This window comes from Streptosporangium sp. NPDC049644, from assembly GCF_040675205.1.
In the GTDB taxonomy this organism is placed as follows: Bacteria; Actinomycetota; Actinomycetes; order Streptosporangiales; family Streptosporangiaceae; genus Streptosporangium; species Streptosporangium fukuiense.
Genome location: NZ_JBFAOJ010000001.1, coordinates 30,836 through 54,494, shown reverse-complemented (window position 1 = coordinate 54,494; position 23,659 = coordinate 30,836). Strand labels below are relative to the sequence as shown.

Annotated in this window: 22 protein-coding genes; 6 read left to right on the top strand and 16 right to left on the bottom strand. The window is 69.2% G+C overall.

Annotated features, from left to right (window positions below; all coding sequences use genetic code 11):
• Positions 1 to 254: 254 nt before the first annotated feature.
• From AB0J58_RS00270 to AB0J58_RS00245, 6 genes are all read right to left on the bottom strand, one after another.
• The gene (locus tag AB0J58_RS00270; protein ID WP_364208130.1) at positions 255 to 911 is read right to left on the bottom strand and encodes a bifunctional DNA primase/polymerase; all 657 of its coding nucleotides are present in this window, start codon (positions 909 to 911) and stop codon (positions 255 to 257) included.
• A gap of 192 nt (positions 912 to 1,103) precedes the next feature.
• On the bottom strand, positions 1,104 to 2,090 hold the full coding sequence (gene hemB / locus AB0J58_RS00265) for a porphobilinogen synthase (RefSeq protein ID WP_343980993.1): 987 nt from the start codon (positions 2,088 to 2,090) through the stop codon (positions 1,104 to 1,106).
• A 281-nt stretch (positions 2,091 to 2,371) separates the two neighbouring features.
• A complete protein-coding gene (locus AB0J58_RS00260) occupies positions 2,372 to 3,952 on the bottom strand; it encodes a bifunctional uroporphyrinogen-III C-methyltransferase/uroporphyrinogen-III synthase (protein WP_343980989.1) in 1,581 nt (526 codons plus the stop codon).
• The gene (gene hemC / locus AB0J58_RS00255; RefSeq protein WP_364208127.1) at positions 3,949 to 4,869 is read right to left on the bottom strand and encodes a hydroxymethylbilane synthase; all 921 of its coding nucleotides are present in this window, start codon (positions 4,867 to 4,869) and stop codon (positions 3,949 to 3,951) included. The genes AB0J58_RS00260 and hemC overlap by 4 nt, the downstream gene beginning before the upstream one ends.
• Positions 4,866 to 6,206 carry a glutamyl-tRNA reductase gene (locus AB0J58_RS00250; protein WP_364208124.1) on the bottom strand — a complete coding sequence of 447 codons (1,341 nt, stop codon included), beginning with the start codon at positions 6,204 to 6,206 and terminating at the stop codon, positions 4,866 to 4,868. Before AB0J58_RS00250 ends, hemC begins: the two co-directional genes overlap by 4 nt.
• 145 nt (positions 6,207 to 6,351) lie before the next feature.
• Positions 6,352 to 7,059 carry a redox-sensing transcriptional repressor Rex gene (locus tag AB0J58_RS00245; protein WP_343980979.1) on the bottom strand — a complete coding sequence of 236 codons (708 nt, stop codon included), beginning with the start codon at positions 7,057 to 7,059 and terminating at the stop codon, positions 6,352 to 6,354.
• A 296-nt stretch (positions 7,060 to 7,355) separates the two neighbouring features.
• Here AB0J58_RS00245 and AB0J58_RS00240 point away from each other — a divergent pair, with 296 nt between their 5' ends.
• Complete coding sequence (locus AB0J58_RS00240) at positions 7,356 to 7,604, top strand: glutaredoxin family protein (RefSeq protein WP_343980976.1); 249 nt, start codon at positions 7,356 to 7,358, stop codon at positions 7,602 to 7,604.
• Positions 7,605 to 7,654: 50 nt separating this feature from the next.
• On the opposite strand, the gene AB0J58_RS00235 is transcribed toward AB0J58_RS00240, so the two are convergent.
• Complete coding sequence (locus AB0J58_RS00235; protein WP_364208121.1) at positions 7,655 to 9,505, bottom strand: antibiotic biosynthesis monooxygenase; 1,851 nt, start codon at positions 9,503 to 9,505, stop codon at positions 7,655 to 7,657.
• 204 nt (positions 9,506 to 9,709) lie between these two features.
• On the opposite strand from AB0J58_RS00235, the gene AB0J58_RS00230 reads away from it, so the two are divergent.
• The 3 genes from AB0J58_RS00230 (at position 9,710) to AB0J58_RS00220 (ending at position 12,197) form a co-directional block, all read left to right on the top strand.
• Positions 9,710 to 10,354, top strand: a complete 645-nt coding sequence (locus AB0J58_RS00230; RefSeq protein ID WP_364208118.1) for a sigma-70 family RNA polymerase sigma factor — start codon at positions 9,710 to 9,712, stop codon at positions 10,352 to 10,354.
• 196 nt (positions 10,355 to 10,550) lie between these two features.
• On the top strand, positions 10,551 to 11,216 hold the full coding sequence (locus tag AB0J58_RS00225) for a DUF5667 domain-containing protein (protein WP_364208115.1): 666 nt from the start codon (positions 10,551 to 10,553) through the stop codon (positions 11,214 to 11,216).
• Between the two features lie 96 nt (positions 11,217 to 11,312).
• Positions 11,313 to 12,197 (top strand): HAD-IB family hydrolase, encoded by an 885-nt coding sequence (locus AB0J58_RS00220; RefSeq protein ID WP_343980964.1) that lies wholly within the window; start codon positions 11,313 to 11,315, stop codon positions 12,195 to 12,197.
• A gap of 48 nt (positions 12,198 to 12,245) precedes the next feature.
• On the opposite strand, the gene AB0J58_RS00215 is transcribed toward AB0J58_RS00220, so the two are convergent.
• The 9 genes from AB0J58_RS00215 to proC all read right to left on the bottom strand — a co-directional run bounded on the left by AB0J58_RS00215 (position 12,246) and on the right by proC (position 20,773).
• On the bottom strand, positions 12,246 to 13,271 hold the full coding sequence (locus tag AB0J58_RS00215) for an alpha/beta hydrolase (protein WP_364208112.1): 1,026 nt from the start codon (positions 13,269 to 13,271) through the stop codon (positions 12,246 to 12,248).
• Between the two features lie 160 nt (positions 13,272 to 13,431).
• Positions 13,432 to 14,403, bottom strand: coding sequence for a lysophospholipid acyltransferase family protein (locus AB0J58_RS00210; RefSeq protein WP_364208109.1), 972 nt, complete (start codon positions 14,401 to 14,403; stop codon positions 13,432 to 13,434).
• The gene (locus AB0J58_RS00205) at positions 14,400 to 15,425 is read right to left on the bottom strand and encodes an NAD-dependent epimerase/dehydratase family protein (RefSeq protein WP_364208106.1); all 1,026 of its coding nucleotides are present in this window, start codon (positions 15,423 to 15,425) and stop codon (positions 14,400 to 14,402) included. Before AB0J58_RS00205 ends, AB0J58_RS00210 begins: the two co-directional genes overlap by 4 nt.
• Before the next feature lie 23 nt (positions 15,426 to 15,448).
• Positions 15,449 to 15,547 carry an AURKAIP1/COX24 domain-containing protein gene (locus tag AB0J58_RS00200; protein ID WP_018654693.1) on the bottom strand — a complete coding sequence of 33 codons (99 nt, stop codon included), beginning with the start codon at positions 15,545 to 15,547 and terminating at the stop codon, positions 15,449 to 15,451.
• A gap of 304 nt (positions 15,548 to 15,851) precedes the next feature.
• Positions 15,852 to 16,055 (bottom strand): helix-turn-helix domain-containing protein, encoded by a 204-nt coding sequence (locus AB0J58_RS00195; protein ID WP_012887307.1) that lies wholly within the window; start codon positions 16,053 to 16,055, stop codon positions 15,852 to 15,854.
• A gap of 322 nt (positions 16,056 to 16,377) precedes the next feature.
• Entirely contained in the window at positions 16,378 to 17,157 is a 780-nt protein-coding gene (locus AB0J58_RS00190) for a phosphatase (RefSeq protein ID WP_364208104.1), read from the bottom strand.
• A 101-nt stretch (positions 17,158 to 17,258) separates the two neighbouring features.
• Complete coding sequence (locus AB0J58_RS00185) at positions 17,259 to 18,422, bottom strand: acetoin utilization protein AcuC (protein WP_364208101.1); 1,164 nt, start codon at positions 18,420 to 18,422, stop codon at positions 17,259 to 17,261.
• A 244-nt stretch (positions 18,423 to 18,666) separates the two neighbouring features.
• A complete protein-coding gene (locus tag AB0J58_RS00180) occupies positions 18,667 to 19,905 on the bottom strand; it encodes an MFS transporter (protein ID WP_364208098.1) in 1,239 nt (412 codons plus the stop codon).
• Between the two features lie 73 nt (positions 19,906 to 19,978).
• Positions 19,979 to 20,773: a pyrroline-5-carboxylate reductase gene (proC, locus tag AB0J58_RS00175; RefSeq protein ID WP_364208095.1), complete on the bottom strand. Its 795-nt coding sequence runs from the start codon at positions 20,771 to 20,773 to the stop codon at positions 19,979 to 19,981.
• A 257-nt stretch (positions 20,774 to 21,030) separates the two neighbouring features.
• On the opposite strand from proC, the gene AB0J58_RS00170 reads away from it, so the two are divergent.
• Both AB0J58_RS00170 and dnaK read left to right on the top strand, forming a co-directional pair.
• Positions 21,031 to 21,507, top strand: coding sequence for a hypothetical protein (locus AB0J58_RS00170; RefSeq protein WP_343980922.1), 477 nt, complete (start codon positions 21,031 to 21,033; stop codon positions 21,505 to 21,507).
• Between the two features lie 256 nt (positions 21,508 to 21,763).
• Positions 21,764 to 23,635, top strand: a complete 1,872-nt coding sequence (gene dnaK, locus AB0J58_RS00165) for a molecular chaperone DnaK (RefSeq protein ID WP_343980919.1) — start codon at positions 21,764 to 21,766, stop codon at positions 23,633 to 23,635.
• The last annotated feature ends 24 nt before the right edge of the window (positions 23,636 to 23,659 follow it).

The following is a 23,659-nucleotide window of genomic DNA, read 5'->3' as shown; positions in this document are numbered from 1 at the left end:
TCCTGCTCGATCTCCCCTCGCCCAGGTCGAACACCAGGTACCGCCGGGCGGCGGTGTCCGTGAGCCGTTTCGTGCCCACCCTCGGGCGTGTCTGCTCCCACGGATTCCAGAGCGGCAGGCTGAGGAAGCACCCGCCGGTGGGTCTGCGATCTCGTGTTCAACGTGGCCATCAAAACGCACCTCCTTGAGCTGACGGCCAGGGCTGGTCAACGCGGGGCTTGTCAGGCGCATCGCTGCGCCTCAAGCCCCCTCCTTCAGAAGGGGGTCGTTGACTCGCAGACGTCGGCGAGGAACTCCAGGACACGGAGCGGATCGGGCAGCGGGCGGCCGTCCGGCGGGCGCAGCCACGAGCAGTGCCCGCCACTGGGCAGGAGCGAGGGCGGGGCGAGGACGTAGCTGTCGCGGCAGTGCCAGCGCAGGCCGGGCATCTCGTCGATGGTGGACGGGCCGAAGTCGAGGGCGCAGGACCACCACTCGTCCTCGTCGTCGGAGACGTTACGAGTGGCCACATAGAACAGGGCCCGGTCGCCGTTGACGGCGACCGGGCCCTGGGCTGCTCCGGCGGAGTCCATGTTCGCGAGGGCGGTGCGCCCCGCGGCGAGCGGTACGTCGAACACGTCGAACACCCGCCCCGTGGGGAGGATCACATTCGCCTCGGGTTCGTACCGCCACCAGTTGGTCAGCAGCGTGGGGTCGGTGGTGGCCTGCATCTGCCAGGCCACCGAGAGAGGGTGGCTTCCCGGGTCGGGACAGCCGACGCGGTCACAGGAGCAGGAGCGCGAGCCGCCTCTCAGCGGCCGCGCGCCCAGACAGCTCGCCCAGCCCAGCGCGGCGTACTCCAGCACAGAACTGATCATCTGCTTCGGATGGCCATGTCGTCTGTTTCGACGAACCATCGGTACCCCGACCATTGTGTCCTCCGTCGTCCGCGCATCCCGCGTGCCACCCGGATGCGACGACCTGTCCACACTCTGGTCAGTGGGAACGTCAAACCCCCCAGGGTCTACGCCACCTGGGACACATCCGCACCGGTTATCGCACTCTAACGCACACGTATCTCCAGCAAGCGACGAACCTCCAGTTCTCGGTACGTGCCGCCGATCTCATCTCAGCTTCGCGGCGACCTCGGTCGCCCAGTAGGTGAGGACCATGTCGGCCCCCGCCCTGCGGATCGCGACCAGCGACTCCATGATCACTCGATCCCGGTCGATCCAGCCGTTCGCGGCGGCGGCCTCGACCATGGCGTACTCGCCGCTGACCTGGTACGCCGCCACCGGCACGTCCACGGTGTCGCGCACCTGACGCAGGATGTCGAGGTAGGCCAGGGCCGGCTTGACCATGACGGCGTCGGCGCCCTCGTCGAGGTCCAGCCGCACCTCGCGCAGCGCCTCCCCGACCGGTCCCGCCGCGTCCTGCTGGTAGGCGTTGCGGTCGCCGAACTGCGGAGCGCACTCGGCCGCCTCGCGGAACGGGCCGTAGAACGCCGAGGCGTACTTGGCCGAGTACGCGAGGATCGGCACCTGCTCGAAGCCGTCGCCGTCCAGGGCCGCCCTGATCGCCGCCACCTGGCCGTCCATCATGCCGCTCGGTGCGATCACCTGCGATCCGGCCCGCGCCTGGGCCACCGCCGCGGCCGCGTAGCGCTCCAGGGTGGCGTCGTTGTCGACCTCCCCCTCAGCGGTCAGGATGCCGCAGTGGCCGTGGTCGGTGAACTCGTCCAGGCAGGTGTCGGTCATCACGACCATCGTGTCACCCACGTCGGAGACCAGATCGGCGACGGCTCGCTGGACGATCCCCTCCGGGTCGTCGGCCGCCGACCCCCTGCCGTCCTTCACCGCGGGGATACCGAACAGGATCAGCCCGCCCACCCCTGCCTCGGCCGCCTCGTGGGCGGCCTTGCGCAGCGAGTCGCGGGTGTGCTGGAACACCCCGGGCATCGAGCCGATCGGGTTCGGACGGTCGATGTCCTCCTTCACGAACATCGGCAGCACCAGTTCCGCCGGGTGCAGCCGGGTGCCGGACACCATCCGGCGCATCGGTGCCGTGCGGCGGAGCCTTCGCGGGCGTGCGACAGGGAACTGGGCCGTCATGGTGTCTCCCCCTCCTCCCGGCCGGTGAGGGACTGCGGGCCGGAGAAGCTCGATGTGTGTGCCGGCTCACCGCTCACCGCGACGCGCCGCTGTCTCATGGCGCGCCGCCCGGCACCGCACATCACGCACCGCGTGCCGCGGCACTCCGGTCGCCACGCCCACCACCTGTGGCGACGCACCGCCTGCCGGGGGCGCCGCCGATCACGGCCCGGCGCGCTCGCGCGGGACCGTCGAGCACGGCCTACCCGCCCTTTTCGCGTGCGCAGCCGCCTTGTTCAAGGTTACTTGGCGCGGCGCCGGGCCCCTCTCCGGGTCTGCGAGGGCCTGCGGGGGACGTCCCCCGCCATGACCGCGGCCTGCCGCTGCTTGGCACCGTACTCCGCCAGCGCCGCCGCGAGAGCGGAAGTCGAAGGTTTGTCGGCCATGACGTCGACCCTGAGCCCGAATTCCTCCGCGGTCTTGGCGGTCTGCGGACCGATCACGGCGATGACCGTGACGTTGTGCGGCTTGCCCGCGATGCCGACCAGGTTGCGGACGGTGCTCGACGAGGTGAACAGCACCGCGTCGAACCCACCGCCCTTGATCGCCTCGCGGGTGGGCGCGGGCGGCGGCGCGGCGCGGACGGTACGGTAGGCCGTCACGTCGTCGCACTCCCAGCCGAGCTCGATCAGCCCGGCCACCAGCGTCTCGGTCGCGATGTCGGCACGCGGCAGCAGCACCCGGTTGATCGGGTCGAGCATCGAGTCGTACGGCGGCCACTCGACCAGCAGGCCCTCCGAAGACTGCTCGCCGGACGGCATCAGATCGGGCCTGACGCCGAACTCCACCAGGGCCCGCGCGGTGCTCTCACCCACGGCCGCGACCTTGAGCCCGGCGAACGCGCGGGCGTCCAGGCCGTACTCCTCGAACTTCTCGCGCACCGCCTTGACCGCGTTCGCGCTGGTGAAGGCCACCCATTCGTAGCGTCCCGTGACCAGGCCCTTGATCGCCCGATCCATCTGCTGCGGGGTGCGCGGCGGCTCGACGGAGATCGTGGGGACCTCCTCGGGCACCGCGCCGTACGAACGCAGCTGGTCGACCAGGCCGGCCGACTGCTCCTTGGTCCTGGGCACCAGCACCCGCCAGCCGAACAGCGGCTTGGTCTCGAACCAGGACAGCCGGTCGCGCATGCCGACGGCCTCCCCGATCACGATCAGCGCGGGCTCGACCATCCCGGCATGCTTGAGATCGGGCCCGATCCGGCCCAGCGTGGTCACCACGGTGTGCTGCTCGGTCGTGGTTCCCGCGCTGCTGATCGCCACCGGCGTCGAGTCGGGACGGCCCGCCGCGATCAGCGCCTTGCCGATCGGGACGGCCTCGGCGACGCCGTTGTAGATCACCAGGGTGCCCGCTCCCGCGGCGTAGGCGGCCCAGTCCTTGATCTGGGTCGCGTCCACCACCCGGAACTCGGGCACCGACACCGCGGCCGGGATCCCGGCGTAGGTGAGCACCGCCGTGGCCGGAGGCACACCGGGCACGATCTCGAAGTCCACCTCCGCCTTGGCGCAGGCCGCGACCTCCTCGGTGATCGAGGAGAAGAACATCGGGTCGCCCGCGCACAGCCGCACGACGCAGCTGCCGCCCTTGGCTGCCTTGACGGCCTTCAGCGAGACGGCGCCCTCCTCTGCCGCGCCGATGATCTCGACGCCCTCGCGGCAGTGACGTAGCAACGAGCCGTACGCCTCCTGATCGAGGATGACGATGTCCGCTCTGGAGAGCAGATCGGCACCGCGTAGCGTGAGCAACCCCTCATCGCCGGGCCCTGCACCGACAAAGGCGACGAACCCGGACGGATGCTCGAAGGTGGTACTTCCGGAGCTCAATGTGCTTGCTCCCCTATCAACGTGCCGGCCCCTTCGGCGATCATCTCGGCCGCGAGGTCGCGACCGAGATCCATGGGCGCAGAAGAGCTCCCGGCGGCGGACTTGCGCACCGCCCGCCTGCCGTCGACGGCGACGGCAGCGGCGGTCAAAACCAGATCGTGCCCGTGCTCGGCCGCGTACGTGCCCAGCGGGGCGGCACACCCCGCCTCCAGCGCGTTGAGCACCGCGCGCTCGGCGGTGACCTCGGCGCGGGTGCGCGCGTCGTCGAGCACGCTCAGCAGCTCGATCATGTCGGCTCTGTCGGAGCGGCACTCCACGGCCAGCGCTCCCTGACCGGGGGCGGGGAGTATCTCCTCGACCTCGAAGATCTGGGAGATCTCGGCCTCGCGCCCCAGCCTGCCGAGCCCGGCGGCGGCGAGCACGACCCCCTGCAGCTCGCCCGAGGTCACCCTGCCGATCCGAGTGTCGGCGTTGCCCCGGATGGGAACGTAGTCGAGATCAGGACGGATCATCCGGAGCTGGGCGATCCTGCGCGGGGAGCCCGTGCCGATCTTCGCTCCGGACGGCAGGTCGGCCAGCTTGGCGACGCCCACCAGGGCGTCCCTGGGGTCGTCGCGCGGCGGGATCGCCGCGATGACCACGCGCGGGTCGGGCGTGGTGGGCAGGTCCTTCAGCGAGTGCACCGCGAAGTCGATCGAGCCCTCGATCAGCTCGTCACGGAGCGCGCTGACGAAGACGCCCGTACCGCCGAGCTGCGTGAGGTCGCCCTTGGTCACGTCACCGAAGGTGACGACGCCGACGAGCTCGACGGCCCTTCCGGTCAGCTCGGTGAGGCGGTCGGCGACCAGGCCCGACTGCGTGGTCGCCATGACGCTCCGCCTCGTTCCCAGCCGGAGCGGAGGAGAAATGCTGCTCACAAGCCTGCCTCCTTCTTGCTCGGCTCGGTGTTCCTACCCTGCTCGACATCGATCGTCTCGATACGCCGCACCGCTTCGGGCACCTTCGGGTCAAGATTGAACAGCTCGCGGAGTGCTTCCGCATAATGATCGCCCGCCGGAGACTCCGCCAGCTGCTTGACACGCACTGTGGGCTCGTGAAGTAGCTTGTCGACCACCCGCCTGACGGTCTGGGTGACCTCGGCCCTGACTCGCCCGTCGAGTTCGGGAAGCCGCGCGGCGAACCGCTCCAGCTCCGTCTCGACCACCTGCGCCGCCTTGCTCCGCAGCGCCACCACGGTCGGCGTGACGCGCGCGGCGCGCTCGGCCGACAGGTAGGCGGCGACCTCCTCGGCGACGATGCCGCGCACGGAGGTGACGGCCTCGGCCCGGCCGCCGTCGTCGGTGCTCGCGTCGGCCCCGCTCTCCTGCATGGACTCCAGGTCGACCAGCGTCACGCCGGGCAGCCGCCGTATGGCGAGGTCGACGTCGTGCGGCAGGGCCAGGTCCAGTATGAACATCCGGTGGGGAGTCACCATGTCGGCGGTGATGACCACGTCGGTGGCGCCGGTGCAGGAGATGACCAGGTCGGCCCTCGCCAGCTCCCTCTCCAGGTCGTCGAACTCGGCGGCCCGGCCGCCGACCGTCTGCGCCAGCCGTACCGCGCGCTCGTGGGTCCGGTTGACCACCACGATGTCGGTGAGGCCCGCCCGCTGCAGGGTCGCGGCCGACAGGGCGCTCATCGATCCCGCGCCGACCACCAGGGCCCGCGTCCCTTCGAGAGGGCCGAGGGCCCGCTCGGCGAGCGTGAGCCCGACCCCGACGAGGGAGGCACCGGCCCGGTCGATGCCGGTCTCGGTGTGCGAGCGCTTGCCCACCCGGAGTGCCTGCTGGACGAGCTCGTTGAGCGTCGGGCCGAGCGTGCCCTGCTGCTGGGCCAGCCTGAGCGCCGAACGCACCTGGCCGAGGATCTGCCCCTCGCCCAGGACCATCGAGTCAAGTCCCGAGCCGACCGAGAACAGGTGCTCGATCGCGCGATCCTCGTAGTGCACGTAGAGGTGGGCGGCCAGCTCGTCCATGGAGACGCCGGAATGGGTGCTGAGCAGCCAGGAGATCGACGTCACCGCGGCGTGGAACCGGTCGACCTCGACGTAGACCTCGACCCGGTTGCAGGTCGAGACGATCATGGCCTCGACGACGTGGGCATCTCGGTGGACGTCCTGGAGCAGCTTCACCAGCGAGTCGCCGGAGACGGAGACCCGTTCCAGCAGGGCCACCGGGGCCGTACGGTGGCTCAGGCCGACGACGAGAACACTCATCGCCCCTCCACCGCCTTCCCCGGGAGGGCGCGGTCCGCCCCCGTCGTCCCCATGTTCGCGGCACACGTCGTAGTGATCGTGCTCATCGTGGTCGCCCGGGAGGGCCTGAAGAGTGGGTGCCCGTCAGTTCGTGCGTGGTGCTTCCTCACAAGTCCACCGCCTCGGGCCACTCCTCGGCCATCGCGGGCCCTCCAGTCATCCGATCCGTCTTACGTTGCTCGTGGAACGCAAGGATCTGTAGTTCAATCGATAGGTCGACCTTACGGATGTCAACACCTTCTGGAACAGAAAGTACAACGGGGGCAAAGTTCAGGATGCTGGTGACCCCCGCGGCAACGACCCGGTCGGCCACCTGCTGGGCCGCCAGGGCCGGTGTCGCAAGCACCACGATCGACACTCCCCGCCGTCGTATCACGGCTTCCAGCTCGTCGATGTGCTCCACATTCAATCCCGCGATGTGGTCGCCCACCACTTCGGGGTCCGCGTCGAGCAGCGCCGCGACCCTGAATCCTCGGGAGACGAACCCGCCGTAGTTGGCGAGTGCACGACCGAGGTTACCCACTCCGACGATGGCAACGGCCCAGTCCTGGGTGAGGCCCAGCTCACGGGAGATCTGGTAGATCAGATATTCGACGTCGTAGCCGACTCCTCGGGTGCCGTACGACCCGAGGTGGGAGAGGTCCTTGCGAAGCTTGGCGGAGTTGACACCGGCCGCGACGGCCAGGTCCTCCGAGCTCACGGTCGCCAGGCCACGCTCGGCCATGCCGTTCAGCGCTCGCAGATAGAGCGGCAGCCGGGCGACGGTCGCCTCGGGTATGCCGCGTTCGCGGGCTTGGGACAGACGGCGGATCACGTGCCGGAGCTCCAGGGGGACAGGCGACCGGCGCGGCCCGGACGCGACGGATGACGAGGTGAGGCCACTGTCATTCAGGTTAGTCCTTTTGTGAACCGGTGCACAAAGTGAGTGTTCACAATCTTGGCCACCCCCTCCGCCGGTTCGTGGTCCGACCCCCTCATCAGGGCCCTGACCTGCGCCTCCGGCAGCTCCCCTGGCGGCCGTCACCGGCCTGCCCACCGCCCGCCGCGCAGGCCGTCGGGCAGGCCGTCGGGCAGGCCGTCGGGCGCCCTGACTCGGCTACCGTGGCGGTCATGTCACCCCGAGACCATCGCATCACCCTGCTCGGCAAACCCGGTTGCCACCTGTGCGACGACGCGCGGGCGGTGATCGAACGGGTCGCCGCCGAACTCGGCGTCCCATGGGAGGAACGCGACATCACGGCCTCAGCAGAGGATCAGGAACGGTACTGGGAGATGATCCCGGTCACCCTCGTCGACGGCGTGCAGCACGACTTCTGGCGCGTCGACGAGAACCGCCTCCGCGCCGCCCTCGGCGCCTGACACGTCCCACCCGGCCCGGCGCGCGGACGATCACCGTCCGCGCGCCGCGTTCACGGCCTGAAGGCCGTCGGGAGCGGCATCACCTTCGCGGCGTTCATGGTGAGCTCGATGACGTTGGTGGCGAGCACCATCGGCTGGCGTTCGGTGACGAAGCGCTCCGTGTGCGGCTGGCGTTGATGGTCGCTGTAGGCGACCTCGTCACGGTAGATCTCGTAGACGATGCGCTGGAGCGGCGCCGACTTCACCGAGTGACAGGCGTAGATGAGCGTGTCCGGCTCGGATCGGCGTACCGCCTCGACGGTCTCCTCGGCGAGCCGGTCGAACCTCTCGCCGGTGCCGTCGAGGAGGGTGAAGACGGTCAGCATGCCGAAGATGTTCGGTGAGGGACGGCCTGAGCCGCCCGGCAGGTCGCCCGGTCCGCCCGGCCCGCCGGGTCCGCCAGGTCCACCCGGGCTGTCCGGGTACCTGGCACCGCTCGGGGGGGCGGCGCCGAACGCCTGGTCATAGCTGTGAAAACCGCCTCGCCCCTGGTCCATGCCCGGGGAGGGCGCGCTGCCGAACGCCTGGTCGGCGGGCATGGGCTGGAGACTGCCCGACCTGCCGAACTCACCGGTGGCGGGCCCGGCGGGCCTGCCGAACTCACCGGTGCCCGGACCGGACTGCCTGCCGGGGCCGGAGGCCCCGTGCCTGCCGAACTCGTGGGCCGGGATGTCGTACTCGCCGGTCGCCGGCCCCCCGGACGGCATGCCGAACTGACCGGTGACCGGCGGCTGTCCCCCGGGGGCGCCACCCCGTCCGCCCGGGTCGCCGCCGAACGGCTGGTCGGGAGAGGGCATGCCGAACTGACCGGTGACCGGCGGCTGTCCCCCGGGGGCGCCACCCCGTCCGCCGGGGTCGCCGCCGAACGGCTGGTCGGGGGAGGGCATGCCGTACTCACCCGCCATGAACATCCCGGTGGCGGGTCCGCCGAACCTGTCGTCGCTCGGCGGAGGCTGCTGCCCCATGCGTGCCGCGTAGTCGACGTCCCGGTCGCCCGCGCGGTACTCGGCGACGAGGTCGCCGAGTCCGGAACGGCGGGGGGGCTCCTCGGCCAGGGCCCGGCCGCCAGGGGCCTCCTGGGACATCCTGCGTCCGGCGACCTGCACGTCGCGGGGCTGGTACTCGGGGGGCCGGAGTGTCGGGAGGCGGTTCTGCCAGTCGTCGTCCGCGGCCTCCTCGTCGTCGTCCTCGTAGGGCGCGAGCGGGCGGAGCATGGCGTACCAGACGGCGGCGGCGGTGACGAAGAGCAGCAGCGCGGTGAACATTCCGGGCACCGCGAAACTGACGGCTCCCACCAGGGCGAGGCCGGTGGGACCGAGCACCAGGAGCGCGTGCATGTTGTCGGCGTCGTAGTCGTCGCCACCGCGCCAGCGCACGACCGCGAGCAGCAGTCCGGCCAGCAGCACGATCGCGACGATCACGTGGACGACGAGCAGCAGGTATTTCGACGGCAGGTCCCAGTGGTGACCACCCAGCGGGAGGACCTTGGCGAAGTCCTTGTCCTGCAGGACCGGGTCGACCGCCAGGATCACCGTCGCGATGACGGTGAGTGCGATCCCCAGGAGCCATGAGGCGAACCTGGCCGTGCCCTTACGGGCCAGCAACTGGATGACTCCGACGGCCAGCCACAGGGGCGCCAGCATGGATCCGGTCAGTTGATAAACACGAAATGTTCCTGCCCCGAACCCGGTTAAGTAGCCGACGGCGATTACTCCGAGTGAAACGGAGAGAGACGCCGTCGTGATGCTCCAGGCGATCAGCCAGCCCTTGGGCTCACTGCGAAGGCGGCTGATGAGAGCACCGGTGGCGATGACGGCGAGCAATGCACCGGCGAAGGCGATGACAGCGACGAGGACTTCCATGGTGTCTCCAATGCTGCCGGACATTACCCCCTAACCGGTAGCCGAACCCTCGGTCGGCTACCGGAGTCGGCACGAAACAACCGACCCCACACCGTATCTGGCGATTACCCCCAGTCACGGCGCTTCGAAGTGGATTGTGGAATTACCGCTTGGTTTCCTAGAGTGATCAGGCACGCCGTACCCCCTTCCCCTCAGGGATACCGGATGCCTGAAACGTGGCCGCTCGCCGGGCACCTCCCCACGACCGTCGGGATGGCCCAGCCCGTCCGCAGTAATGACCTCACTCTGCGTGAGGACGCCTCCGAAGAACTCCGGAGGCTCGTTTTGCGTGCCAAAACCGGAGACACGGATGCTTTTGGCACGCTCTATGATCGCTACCTCACCCTGGTCTACCGCTATGTCTATTTCCGGGTCGGCTCACACCCGCTGGCCGAGGATCTCACGAGCGAGACCTTTCTCCGCGCACTCCGCCGGATCACTGACTTCACGTGGCAAGGGCGTGATTTCGGGGCCTGGCTCGTGACCATCGCGAGGAACCTGATCACCGATCACTTCAAGTCCGGCAGGTACCGTCTTGAGGTCACAACGGCCGAGGTGATCGACATCCCGCTCGACGGCCCGCACATCCCGGAGAACGCCGTGGTCATCTCGATGATCAGCGACCGGGTGCTCAGCGCCGTCCGCGACCTGGGCCCCGAGCAGCAGGAGTGCGTGGTGCTGCGCTTCCTGCACGGCATGTCGCTGGCGGAGACCGCGCTCATCATGGGCAAGAAGAGCGGCGCGATCAAGGCGCTGCAGTTCCGCGCGATCCGCTCCCTGGCCCGCGCGCTCCCCTCGGACCTGGGCTGACGCCGCGTCCGCCCCCCCTTACCCCGCCCCGGGAGGCCTCACCCGGAGGAGCCCGCGGGAAGAATCACGCGTCCGGCCGGGCAGCGGAGGATTGTTCACCATGCCGATGCCGGTGCGGCGCGTAACCTGGCGTGCGGAGTCGTCGTTAGGCAAGTGAGACCGATGGATCATGAGCTGGGGGCGGCAGGGAGCGTTCATGGGGAAGTGGCTGCCCGGAATCTCGCGGAGATCGCAGGCTCACATCCAGAACCGTGTGTCGCGCCTCGGTAACCGCATGGCGGCCACCCCCCGTCCCGAGTTCCACGCCAGGCTCCGTGAGCAGCTCACCCAGCCCCCTCCCGGAGAGGACCTGTCGGAGCGGCCGCCGACCGGCCCGCGCCACTCCCGGCGCAGACCTCGTACCGGGCTGTTCACGCAACTGCTGAGCGTCGCCCTGGTGGCCGCGATGGTCGCCTCCGGTATATGGACCTACCGGTCGATGCCCGGTGACACCTTCTACCCGCTCAAGCGCGCCGCCGAGAGGACGCTGTTCCACCTGAGCACCGACGAGGCCGAGCGGGCCGACCGCTCCTTCGGCTACGCGGAGACCCGCGCCCGCGAGGTCGAGGAACTCCTGGGCTCCGGCGAGCGCGAGGACATGATCGGGGAGACCCTCCAGGCGATGGAGGACACCACCCGCTCCGCGGTGACCTCTCTGCGGCAGGTCCGGCGCCGTGACGCCGCGAACGCCAGCGAGCTCAAGCGCTTCGTCCAGAAACAGCGCACCCAGATCAGCGGAATGATCCCCAAGATGGACGCCGAGGATCAGCTCAAGGCCCACGTCTACCTCAACTACATCGACGGCCTGGCTCCACCCGATTAGCCTGTTCCGTCCGGGTCACGCCATGTCGTATGACACCGAGACGTCGCATTTGACTAACACCGATCTCCCCCCGTGTCCCGGTTAAGCTGAGGTGCTATGAGGCGGCTACTACGACGACGGGGCGAAACGGCGACGGTCGGGGAGCAGGCGGCCGGGGAGGTCGCGGCCGCGGCCGCCGTGGCGATGCCGATGGCCGAACCCGACCCGGTGGCCGCCGCCTTCTTCGACGTCGACAACACCATGATGCGCGGCGCGTCCATCTACCACTTCGCCCGGGGCCTCGCCTCCCGGGGCCTGTTCACCAGCAAGGACCTGATCAGGTTCGCGCTCGGCCAGGCGGTCTTCCGGGTCCGCGGCGACGAGAACCCGGTCCACATCGCGGAGGCCAGGGAGACCGCGCTGGCGTTCGTGGCGGGCAGCAAGGTCGAGGAGATCATCCGGCTCGGTGAGGAGATCTACGACGAGGTGATGGCCGACCGCATCTGGGCGGGCACCCGCGCCATCGCGCAGGCGCACCTCGACGCCGGCCAGCGAGTCTGGCTGGTCACCGCGACCCCGGTGGAGCTGGCCCGCGTGATCGCCCAGCGCCTCGGCCTGACCGGTGCCCTCGGCACCGTCGCCGAGACCGAGAACGGCGTCTACACCGGCCGCCTGGTCGGCGACCTGCTCCACGGCCCGGCCAAGGCGGAGGCCGTCAGGGCTCTGGCCCGCAGGGAGGGGCTCGATCTGACCCGCTGTTCCGCCTACAGCGACTCGGCGAACGACCTGCCGCTGCTCTCCCTGGTCGGCCACGCCACCGCGATCAATCCCGACGCCGAGTTGCGCGACTTCGCCAGGGAGAACGGCTGGGAGATAAAGGACTTCCGCACGGGGCGTAAGGCGACCTTGATCGGCCTGCCCATCGCGGCGGGCGCCGGGGCCCTCGCGGGGAGCATCGCCGCCGCCATCGCTCTGCGCCGCCACTACCGTTCCGGCGGCTGACCCACCCCACCGCTCCGGCGCCCGCCGGACGGCCTGGTGCGGCTCCGGTCAGCCTGCCGTACCGGCGGCCGTGACCCGGTCCAGCAGTGCGGACAGTTCCCGGTTGACGGCCTCCGGGCGTTCCAGGCCGATCATGTGGCCGGCCTCGGGGAACACGACCATCCTGGCGCCCGGCAGAGCCTCGGCGATGCGCCTGCTGTGCGCCGGCGGAGTGAGACGGTCACGGTCTCCGACCATGACGAGCGTCTCGACCCCGCCGAACGCGGCCAGCGCGGCCAGCTTGTCGTGGATGAGGAAGTCACGGAAGAAACCGACCATGATCTCTGTCGGGGTGGCCGAGGCCATGTCGCTGACGAAGCGCACATGCTCGCGCGGGGCGCGGGGCCCGAAGGCGACGTACCGGGTCACCGGCAGGTTGGTGCGAGATTTGAGGGCCGCGCTGCGGTCGATGAGCGCCCCCCTGGCCAGCATGCGTTCGAACATGAGGGGCGTGACGCGCGGGGCGAGCCGCCCGATCGGCCCGGGGAGCCCGAACGTGCTGCCGTTCAGCCGCCCGGACGACGTGCTCAGCAGGGCCACTCCCACCACCCTGGCGGCGAACGTCTCCGGATGCCGCCCGGCGAACGCCATGACCGTCATACCGCCCATGGAGTGGCCTACGAGCACCACCGGCGACCCCTCGGGCACGGTGGCCTCGATCACCGCGGCGAGGTCGTCACCGAGCTGGTCGACGGTGCAGGCGTCGAGGGCACCCGCCGAGGAGGCGCCGTGCCCGCGCTGGTCGTAGAAGACCAGGGTGGCCCTGCCGGCGAGCGCCTCGCGCTGGAAGTGCCAGCAGTGCCTGTTCATCACCCAGCCGTGCATGAAGATCACGGTCGGCTCGGGCGCCCCGGCCTCCTCGATGTCGACCGCGAGCCGCACGCCGTCGCCGGTGGTGACGGTGGCCGGCCGACCGCGGTGCCCGCCGAGCACCGTGCCCGCGTACGCCCTGCGCCGCCGCGCGGCGACTCCCAGCGCCGCCCCCACGGCCAGTCCGGCGATGGCGGCCCCTGTCGCGCTCCGGCCTGCGCCCATGACCACTCCCTTGATCCGGAAGACCGATGTTGAGCACACCATACCGACAGAAAGCACCCGTTGTTAGACGTCGCGACTAATAAAAACCGCCCCCGCTCGCCCGCCGGGCGCGCGCTGGCGCGACAGGTCTCCATCCGGATCGGCGAGATGCCGGAGAGCCTCAGAAGAAGGGCGGGAACGCGTGTCCGCGCTGCAGCCGGAGCTCGTCCAGCTGCTGCTGGATGGTCTCCCTGACCTGGTCCGTGAGGTTGAAGACCAGCATCGGATCATCGGCGTCGGCCGGGTCGAACTCGTCGGTACGGATCGGCTCACCGAAGCTGATCATCCACTTGGACGGGAGCGGGACCAGCCCGAGGAGCCCGAACCAGGGGAACAGCGGCGTGACCGGCAGGTAGGGAAGACCGAACGCCCTGGCCAGGAAACGCAGGTCACCGATCTTGGGATAGATCTCCTCGGCGCCCACGATGGCGCAGGGAACGATCGGCACGCCCGCGCGGATGGCGGAGGCGACGAAACCGCCCCGCCCGAAGCGCTGCAACCGGTAGCGATCGGAGAACGGCTTGCCGACCCCCTTGAACCCCTCGGGAAAGACACCGACGAGTTCACCCTTGCGGAGCAGCCGGTCGGCGTCCTCGCGGCAGGCGAGGGTGTGGCCGGTCTTGCGGGACAGGTGGCCGAGCACCGGGAGCCGGTAGACCAGGTCGGCCCCCAGCAGGCGGAGCGCGCGGCGCGCGGGATGTTCGTCGTGCAGGGCCACCTGCAGCATGAGCCCGTCAAGCGGAAGGGTGCCCGAGTGATTGGCCACGACCAGGGCGCCGGAGTCGTCGGGCACATTGCGCAGGCCGACGGTCTCGGTGCGGAACCAGTGGCGGTACAGCGGGCGGACCAGCTCCAGCAGCACCCTGTCGGTGAGCTCGGGATCGAAGCCGAACTCGTCGACCTCGTACTCTCCGGTCACCCTGCGCCGCAGGAAGGCGAGCAGCTCGGCCAGCCTCTGATCGTCGCCTCCGCCCGCCGGCGGCCCGGGGAAAGACTCGTCCGACGTCTCCTCGGAGACGGGCTCGCCAAAGGTGCGGGCGCGGGTGATGGGGATCACCTCGGCCTCCCGGCCCTCCCCCGCCGTCTCGGTCATTCCGTCACCGCCCGGGACAGCATGTCCATCATGGCGGCCGGAAGGCCACCGGCCGGCTCGCGCGCGCGGACGAAATCCGCGAAGGCGGTGGCGGTGGAGAACTTCGGCTTCCAGCCGAGAGCCTCGGACAGCAGGGTGGTGTCGACCACACGGCCGTGACACATCAGGCGGAGTTGCTCGGGAGAGAAGTCGACCAGCCCCGCGCCTCGGGCGAGGTCGCCGATGAGAGCGAAGACGGGAGAGGGCATCGGAAGCGAGAGCAGGCCCACCCGGCGCGCGCACTGCGACAGGAGCAGCACGCCGTCCCCGGCCACGTTGAACGTGCCGGGGTGGTCGTCCATCGCCATCCGCCGCAGCACCTCGACCGCGTCGTCCTCGTGAACGAACTGCAACCGGGGGTCGAACCCGAGCACGGTCGGCAGGACGGGCTGGGTGAAGTAACGCGTCAGCGGGGAGTCGACGCCGGGACCCATGAAGTTGGCGAACCTGAGCGTCGACACGACCACGTCGCGGCGCCGCCTGGCGAAGCCCCGGACATAGCCCTCCACCTCTGAGGCGTCCTTGGCATAGCCGTGGCTCGGCGGCTCGGCCGGATCGGCGTCCTCGGTGAAGACCGCGGGGTCGTGCGGGGAGGAACCGTAGACGGCGGTGGTGGAGCGCACGACGACACGGCGGACCGTCGCGGACCGCTGACAGGCACCGAGCAACTGCATGGTGCCGATGACGTTGTGCTCCTTCATGAGTGCCCGGCCACCGCTCCGGGGAGGAGCGCTCACCAGGCTCATGTGAACGACGGTGTCGATGTCGGCGGCCGCGATCACCTGCGCGATGTCGGGGCTGCGCAGATCGACGCGGACGAACTCCGTCCGGCCGAGAGGTACGCCGCCATCACGTGAGAGCGAGGGCGGCGGCACCGTATCCACTCCGATGACCCGGTCGATGTCCGGGTCATCCGCGAGAACGCTCGCCACTCGGGCGCCGATGTGGCGCGAGACCCCGGTGACAAGCACGGTGTGGGTCATCGGCGCCTCGCAGATCCGCGCTGTTACTTCTTGTTACGCCGCTGGATGCGGGTCTTCTTCAGAAGCTTGCGGTGCTTCTTCTTCGCCATGCGCTTACGGCGCTTCTTGATCACAGAGCCCACGGGACCCCCAGGTAGCTGGTAGCCGAGAATGTCAAACCGGCGTGCGATAGCACACCGGCACAACAGACTACCGGCGATCCACGGTGGATCGCCCCTGGGGGGACCCCGGGCACATCAACTCACGACGTGGCGCACACGTCGCTACCCCGACGAGACGGAGACCTGTCACACACAGGTCGCACCGGAAATCGTGCTCCGACACAACCGGAAGGGACAGAGTCACGAGCCGTCAGCGCGCCTCGCCCACCTCACGGCCGGATGTTCCCTCCACCGGCCGCTCGGCTCGGCGCGCCGAGCCCCTGTCTCAACCTGCCTCGATGTAGGCATCCCTGAGATAATCGTGCACCGCCTGCTCAGGCACCCGGAAGGATCGACCGACCCGGATGGCCGGCAGCTCGCCCGAATGCACGAGTCGGTACACAGTCATCTTGGACACCCTCATGACAGTGGCCACTTCTGCCACCGTCAGGAACTTCACCTCGCTGAGAGGTCTTTCGCCTGCACCCATCGGACGCCTCTTCCGCACGTGTATCCGGGTTATCCCCACTGGTGCCATTGCTCACGCACGTGTACTGCCGTCAGCGTAAGTCGAGAGGCCGGGCACGCAAACCCCCTATTTTCTCAGCCCTCTGAGCCTCACGTCAGTGAAACCGACAAAATCGCTGGCCAGCAGCCGGACCGTGCCCCTGTTTTCGATCTTGGAACGGACCAACTGTCTCCTATTAGAGTCGCCCACAATCATCAAAAAGTTGGCAAACGGTCGGCGAGCTCCATGGAATGCAGGCGCGAAATACCTGTATAGGGACGGCCCGATTTGCGCATCCCCCGTCTCAGAGGGCTCGCGCGACCCTCTCGACCAGGTGGTGTGTCAGCGGTTCGTAATACCTCGGTAGCACGTTGTCATCGAGCGGGACGGTCACCGCGATCTTGCCCTCGGCCTCCCCGACGAAGAGCGCGGGGTCGTTGCTGTCGGCGAATCCGACGGTGAGGATGCCCGCCTCGCCCGCCGCTCCGGCCCAGCCGTGGTCGGCGATCACCAGATCGGGACGGTCCGCGCCAAGCTCGGCGATCATGGCCCGCATCGGGGCGGGGTCGTGGGTGTGCACGAAGGCGCCCTTGTCGTCGAGCATCGCGACGTCGTCCAGATAACGGACCTTGCGCCTGCGGCCGAACCCGCTGCCCCAGTACGACCAACCCTCGGCCGGGCTCATCAGGGTCGCCCCGCGCGCCCTGAGCATCCGGGCCAGGGCCAGGTGAACGGTGAGCAGGCCGGTGGGGTGCCCGGTGGCGATCAGGATCCGCGGATTCTCCCTGCCGAGCACTCCCGCGATCGCGTCGCCCATCTTCTCGACCGCCTCGATCGTACGGTCGGGGTCGATGGTGTCCTGGCCCTCCCGGTGCAGCGGATCGGCCACCACCCCGGCTGACTTGGCCATCAACTCCAGCACGTCCCGATAGGACCAGGCGCCGTCCACGGTCAGCCCGAACATGTAGTGCGGGTCACGGTTGGCCAGCGACCGGTAGTGGTCCAGGTTGTTCTCCCGGCTGGTCGCCACATCACCGGCGATCCGAGTCCGGACCAGGTGCTCACGAAGCTCGGCACGGGTCATTGGCAACGCTTCGCGTCGCGGCTCGGATGCCGGAATCCGGTGACTTCCCTCGTCGTTCATCCACTTCGCTCCGTGTTGGGGGTTCACCAACGGCCTCATGCCTACGGGAGGGGATCCAGGCCGTGGAAGGGGAAGATGGCTTTCCTTGTCGCCATGATGGCCCGATCGACCGGATCTGCTGGGTCATAACCTGTGGAGAAATCGCGAAATTCCGGATTCCGACCATCGGTCAGCGTCAGGGGTGCCGACTGGTTGGTCCGTTCCTTGACGAACGTGCGCCATGCCTCGGGAGTGGCGGTCCTCGGGTCGAGCGGGTGACCCGCCACCTCCGCGATCAGATGGGTCCACGCCCGGGGCACGACCTGCACCAGCTCGTACCCTCCGCCACCGGTCACGACCCATCGCCCGCCCGCGGTCTCGTGGGCCAGTTCGTGCAGCGCCGCGTACGCCGCGCGCTGGCCGTCCAGGCTGAGCATCAGGTTGGCCAGCGGGTCGAGGGCGTGACTGTCGCAGCCGTGCTGGGTGACCAGGATCTCGGGGGCGAACTCCCGCAGCAGCGGCGGGACCACCGCGTGGAAGGCCCGCAGCCAGTCGCCGTCGCCGCATCCGGCGGGTAGCGCCACGTTGACCGCGGTGCCCTCCGCGCCGCTCTCATTGGGGAAGCCCGTGCCGGGGAAGAGCGTGCGGGGACTCTCGTGCAGGCTGATGGTGAGAACCCTGGGATCGTCGTAGAACATCGCCTGCACGCCGTCGCCGTGGTGCACGTCCACGTCCACGTAGGCGACCCTGGACGCACCTTGGGCCAGCAGCCACGCGATCGCCACACCCGGGTCGTTGTAGACGCAGAACCCGCTCGCCAGGGCGGGCATCGCGTGGTGCAGGCCACCCGCGACGTTGACCGCGTGCTCGACCTCGCCGGTCCACACCGCGCGGGCCGCGGCCAGGCTGGCTCCGGTGATCAGCGCGGACGCCTCGTGGACCCCGACGAAGGCGGGATTGTCCACGGTGCCGAGCCCGCAGGCCAGGTCGCGTCGCCCGGTGGCCGAGACCCTCTTGACGGCCTCGATGTAGTCACGCTTGTGAACGAGTGCCAGCTCGTCGTCGGTGGCGGGCGCGCATCCGCTCATCTCCACCAGGTCCAGCACGCCCAGTTCCCTGGCCAGCGCCATGGTCAGCTCGACCCGCACGGGCGCGAGCGGGTGCTCCGGGCCGAAATCGTAGGAGATGAGCGCATCGTCCCAGACAACCCGCACGGACCGGCTCATGCGCACTCCCTGTCTGGTCGCGACGCCGCGCGCCACGGCCCGATCTTCCTACTCCCGGCTCGACGTTACCGCACGTGTACGGAATGCGGTTTACGCACGCGTCTTGGAGGACGGGACGGTTTTCATCTGAGCGAAATATCCTAATTTATTGCTATTAACAGTCCCGGAGGCCGGGACACGACACCGCTGCCCGGAACACCGCCCCGAGCACCCTCCCACCTGGCCGGAGGCGGGGACGGCGTGGTCAGGTGGGGTGCACCCGGCGCAGTCCCCGGACAGCGGGAACCAGGAGAAGCGAGACGCACCCGGCGACCGCCACGATCGAGGACACGGTCAGCAACTGTGGCGCACCCGTCACCCCGGCCACCGGACCGGCGAGCACCTGTCCGATCGGAATGAACAGGGTCGAGCCGGCGACCTCGTAGGCGGTGACCCGGTTGAGCGCCTCCGCGGGCACCTGGGTCTGGACGCTGGTGGCCCACATGACCGACCAGAACGCCCATCCCGCGCCGCCGATCACATGCGCGGCCATGAGGATTTCCGGCGGCGACGCCAGAGCGATGGAGAGCGGCTCCAGGGCGAAGCCGAACAGACCGATCGCGCCCGCCATCAACGGCCGCCCCGGGCGGACCCGCATGGCGATCAGGCCGCCGACGACCGTGCCCGCGCCCGAGGCGGACATGACCAGGCCGTAGGCGGCCTCGCCGAACCGCTCGGTGATCAGCACCGAACCGAGCGGGAGCATCGGGCCGAACAGGGTGACGCCGAAGACCGCCCAGACCAGGATCACCGACCACATCCAGGTCCTGGACCGGAACTCCCGCCAGCCGCCGCGCAGGTCGCGCCAGATCGACCGCGCCACGACAGGGAGGGCGACCGCGGGCAGGCGCAGGAGGAGCAGGCAGACCGCGCTGACGGCGAACCCCACGGCCTCGATCGCGAAGACGACGCCGACCCCCCGGAAGCCGACGATGGCACCGGCGACCCCCGGCCCGGCCAACATCATGATCGACTCGGAGACGCGCAGGGTGGCGTTGGCCCTCTGCACGTCCCTCGCCACCCGCGGGACCGTACTGGAGACCCCCGGCTGGTACATCGCGGCGGCGACACCGTTGATCGCGGAGATGACGAGGATCGGCCAGAGGTCCGGCCTGCCGGAGATGAAGAGCGCCGCGCTGATCCCCTGGGTCACCATCCGGACCGTGTCGGCGCCGATCATCATGCGGCGCGGCGTGAACCTGTCGGCGAACACCCCGCCGAACAGGATCAGCACCGCGAAGGGCGCCATCCAGGCGGCCAGCGCCAGCCCCACCCCGGTGGGACCGTAACCGAGCCCGCCCACCCCCACCGCCGTCGCGAACGGGACCATCGACGCGCCGAGCATGGAGATCGATCTGGCGGTGAAGAAGAGCAGGAAGCTCCGCGTCCAGACGGAGGCCCCGCCAGGCTCCCGCCGATCATCAGCCGATACGGCCTGCCCCACGATCGCCTCACTTCCCCGGAGTTCCGCGGGAAATGATGCCTTATATAGGAAAATTTCCTAACAAAGGGGTAGGTCAGCCCTCGGCGAGTTGGCGTCCCCTGTCCCTGGCGGCCTCGATGGCGGCCAGGAAGGCGGCTCGGACGCTGTGCCGCTCCAGTTCGGCGATGGCGGCGATGGTGGTGCCTCCCGGCGAGGTGACCGCCTCGCGCAGTATCACCGGGTGCTCGCCCGAGTCACGGAGCATGATCGCCGCGCCGACGATCGACTGGGTGACCATGTCGAGGGCGGCGGCACGGGGCATGCCGAGCAGGATTCCGGCGTCGACCATGGCCTCGACGAGATAGAAGAAGTAGGCGGGACCACTGCCCGACAGGGCCGTGGCCGCGTCCTGCTGCGCCTCGGGGATGCGCAGCACCTTGCCGACCGGGCTGAACAGGTCCTCGGCGCGCTTGAGGTGCTCCTCGGAGGCGTGCGCCCCCGCCGAGATCACGCTCATCGCCTCGTCGACCAGCACCGGCGTGTTGGACATGACCCGGACCACCGGGATCTCGGCGCCGAGCCGCGACTCGACGAACGAGGTCGTGATCCCCGCCGCCGCCGAGATGACCAGCCGGTCGGCCGGCAGGTGCGCCGCGATCTCGGCGAGCAGGGACCCCATGTCCTGCGGCTTGACCGCGAGGATGATCGTGTCGGCGCTCTTGGCGGCCTCGGCGTTGGAGACCACCCGTATGCCGTACTGCTTCGTGAGGGCCTCGCCCCGCTCGGCACGTCGTGCCGTCGCCATCACGTCGCCCGGCTTGAACCCGGCTCTGAGCAGCCCGGACAGCAGGGCCTCCCCCATCTTGCCGGTTCCAAGAATCGCGATCATGTGAGCACCTCGAAATCAGGGGTCGAAACTCCTCGCAGCCTATCGGCCCCACTTCCCGGGGAATCATCCAGCGGCGCTGGGTAATGGCGATGTATGTGGACATACGCCATCGACATGAACCGCCGTGCACCAAGGGCTGACCGCACCACCCGCCCACAATGACCTCGTCACGTTTTCGGCGGTCACGGCCGAGGTACGGCGCGACATCAGGGTGTCCTGAACCTCCCAGGGCCCGGATCCGTCTTAGGGGTATGCGTATGATCGTGACCCCCATCCTGGCCGGAAGCCTCCTGTTGGCCCTGGGCTGCGGCACCGAACCCAGCGCCACCGCACCCTCGCAGCCGGTGAGCCGGAGCACCGCCCTTCCCGGCGGCCCCTCGGAACCGGCGAGCCACACCGTGGCCCCCCGGGACGAGCCCACCGGCGGCGGCCCCAGACCGACGAGACCGGAGGGCCACACCGAGAATCCCCGCAAGGTCAGGTGGCTGAAGGCGACACCGTCGAAGGACGGCCGGAGCCTGCGGATCACCTGGTGGTCCGGGGTGGAGCCGTGCAACGTGCTCGACCGGGTCACCGTACGAGAGACCGCCAAGCGGGTGACCGTCACCCTCTGGGAGGGCCCGAGCAGCAAGGCCCAGAACGTCGCCTGCATCGAGATCGCCATCCAGAAGGTGACGACGGTCAAGCTCAAGAAGCCGCTCGGCGCCCGCAAGGTGGTCGACGGCGCCCGCTGACGCGGCACTCTCCGGGGTTCACGCGTCCGGAACGGACCCCCGCGGGCGGTGACCGGGAGACCTCCGGTCATCGCCGGGAACGACCACGTGCGTTCCCTCGTCGGAGGGAGCGAAGGATCCCGCCCGTTGCCCGGAAATCGGGAATGCTTCCGCGCGGTCGAAGGTTGAGTCCAATAGGCTCAAGTCGTTTGACAAACCTCACGCGAGGTTCCACTATGAGTGGCATCGACTCAACTTTGACTACAAGGACGTACTCATGGCACGTGCGGTAGGTATCGACCTGGGGACGACCAACTCCGTCGTCTCGATTCTTGAGGGCGGTGAGCCCACCGTCATCGCCAACGCCCAGGGTTCGCGGACCACGCCGTCCGTGGTCGCCTTCGCGAAGAACGGCGAGGTCCTCGTCGGGGAGGTCGCCAAGCGGCAGGCCGTCACCAACGTCGACCGGACGATTCGCTCGGTCAAGCGCGAGATGGGCACCAACTGGACCGTCGAGATCGACGGCAAGAAGTTCTCCCCGCAGCAGATCAGCGCCTTCGTCCTGCAGAAGCTCAAGCAGGACGCCGAAGCCTACCTGGGCGAGAAGATCACCGACGCGGTGATCACCGTTCCCGCCTACTTCAATGACGCTCAGCGTCAGGCCACCCAGGAAGCCGGCACCATCGCCGGCCTCAATGTGCTGCGCATCATCAACGAGCCCACCGCCGCGGCGCTCGCCTACGGCCTGGACAAGGACAAGGACGAGACCATCCTCGTCTTCGACCTCGGCGGCGGCACCTTCGACGTGTCCCTGCTCGACGTCGGCCAGGAGGACGGCCACGGATTCGTCGAGGTCAAGGCCACCAGCGGCGACAACCACCTCGGTGGTGACGACTGGGACCAGCGCGTCGTCGACGAGCTCGCCACCCGGTTCAAGAACGCCCACGGCGTCGACCTGACCAAGGACAAGATGGCCCTCCAGCGCCTGCGTGAGGCCGCGGAGAAGGCCAAGATCGAGCTCTCCAGCCAGTCGGAGACCTCCATCAACCTGCCCTACATCACCGCCTCGGCCGAGGGCCCCCTCCACCTGGAGGAGAAGCTCACCCGCGCCGAGTTCCAGCGGCTCACCGCCGACCTGCTCGAGCGGTGCAAGGGCCCGTTCAACCAGGTCGTCAAGGACGCCGGCATCAAGGTCTCCGACATCGCCCACGTGGTGCTCGTCGGCGGCTCGACCCGCATGCCCGCCGTCGCCGACCTCGTCAAGGAGCTGACCGGCGGCAAGGAGCCCAACAAGGGCGTCAACCCGGACGAGGTCGTGGCCATCGGCGCCGCCCTCCAGGCCGGTGTGCTCAAGGGCGAGGTCAAGGACGTCCTGCTGCTCGACGTGACCCCGCTGAGCCTGGGCATCGAGACCAAGGGCGGGATCTTCACCAAGATCATCGAGCGTAACACCACGATCCCGACCAAGCGCTCCGAGGTCTTCACCACGGCCGAGGACAACCAGCCGTCGGTGCAGATCCAGGTCTACCAGGGCGAGCGCGAGATCGCGGCGTACAACAAGAAGCTGGCCACCTTCGAGCTGACCGGCATCGCCCCGGCGCCGCGCGGGATCCCGCAGATCGAGGTCACCTTCGACATCGACGCCAACGGCATCGTCAACGTCTCCGCCAAGGACCTCGGCACCGGCAAGGAGCAGACGATGACGATCACCGGCGGCTCCGCGCTGCCGAAGGACGACATCGAGCGCATGATGCGCGAGGCCGAGTCCTACGCCGACGAGGACAAGAAGCGCCGCGAAGAGGCCGAGACGCGCAACAACGCCGACTCGCTCGTCTACCAGACCGAGAAGTTCCTCGGCGAGAACGCCGAGAAGGTCCCGGACGACATCAAGAACGAGGTCAACGAGGCCGTCTCCGAGCTCAAGAAGGCTCTGGAGGGCACCGACTCGTCCGAGATCCGCGCCTCCGCGGAGAAGCTCGCCACGGTCAGCCAGAAGATGGGCTCCGCCATCTACGCTCAGTCGCAGGCCTCCGAGGCCCCGACCGGCGCCCCCGGGGCGGACGCCACCGCCGGGCAGAAGGCGGACGACGACGTGGTCGAGGCCGAGATCGTGGACGACGAGCCGAAGCGCGACAGCGGCACCAAGTGACGGCCGGAAAGTCGAGGGGAGCAG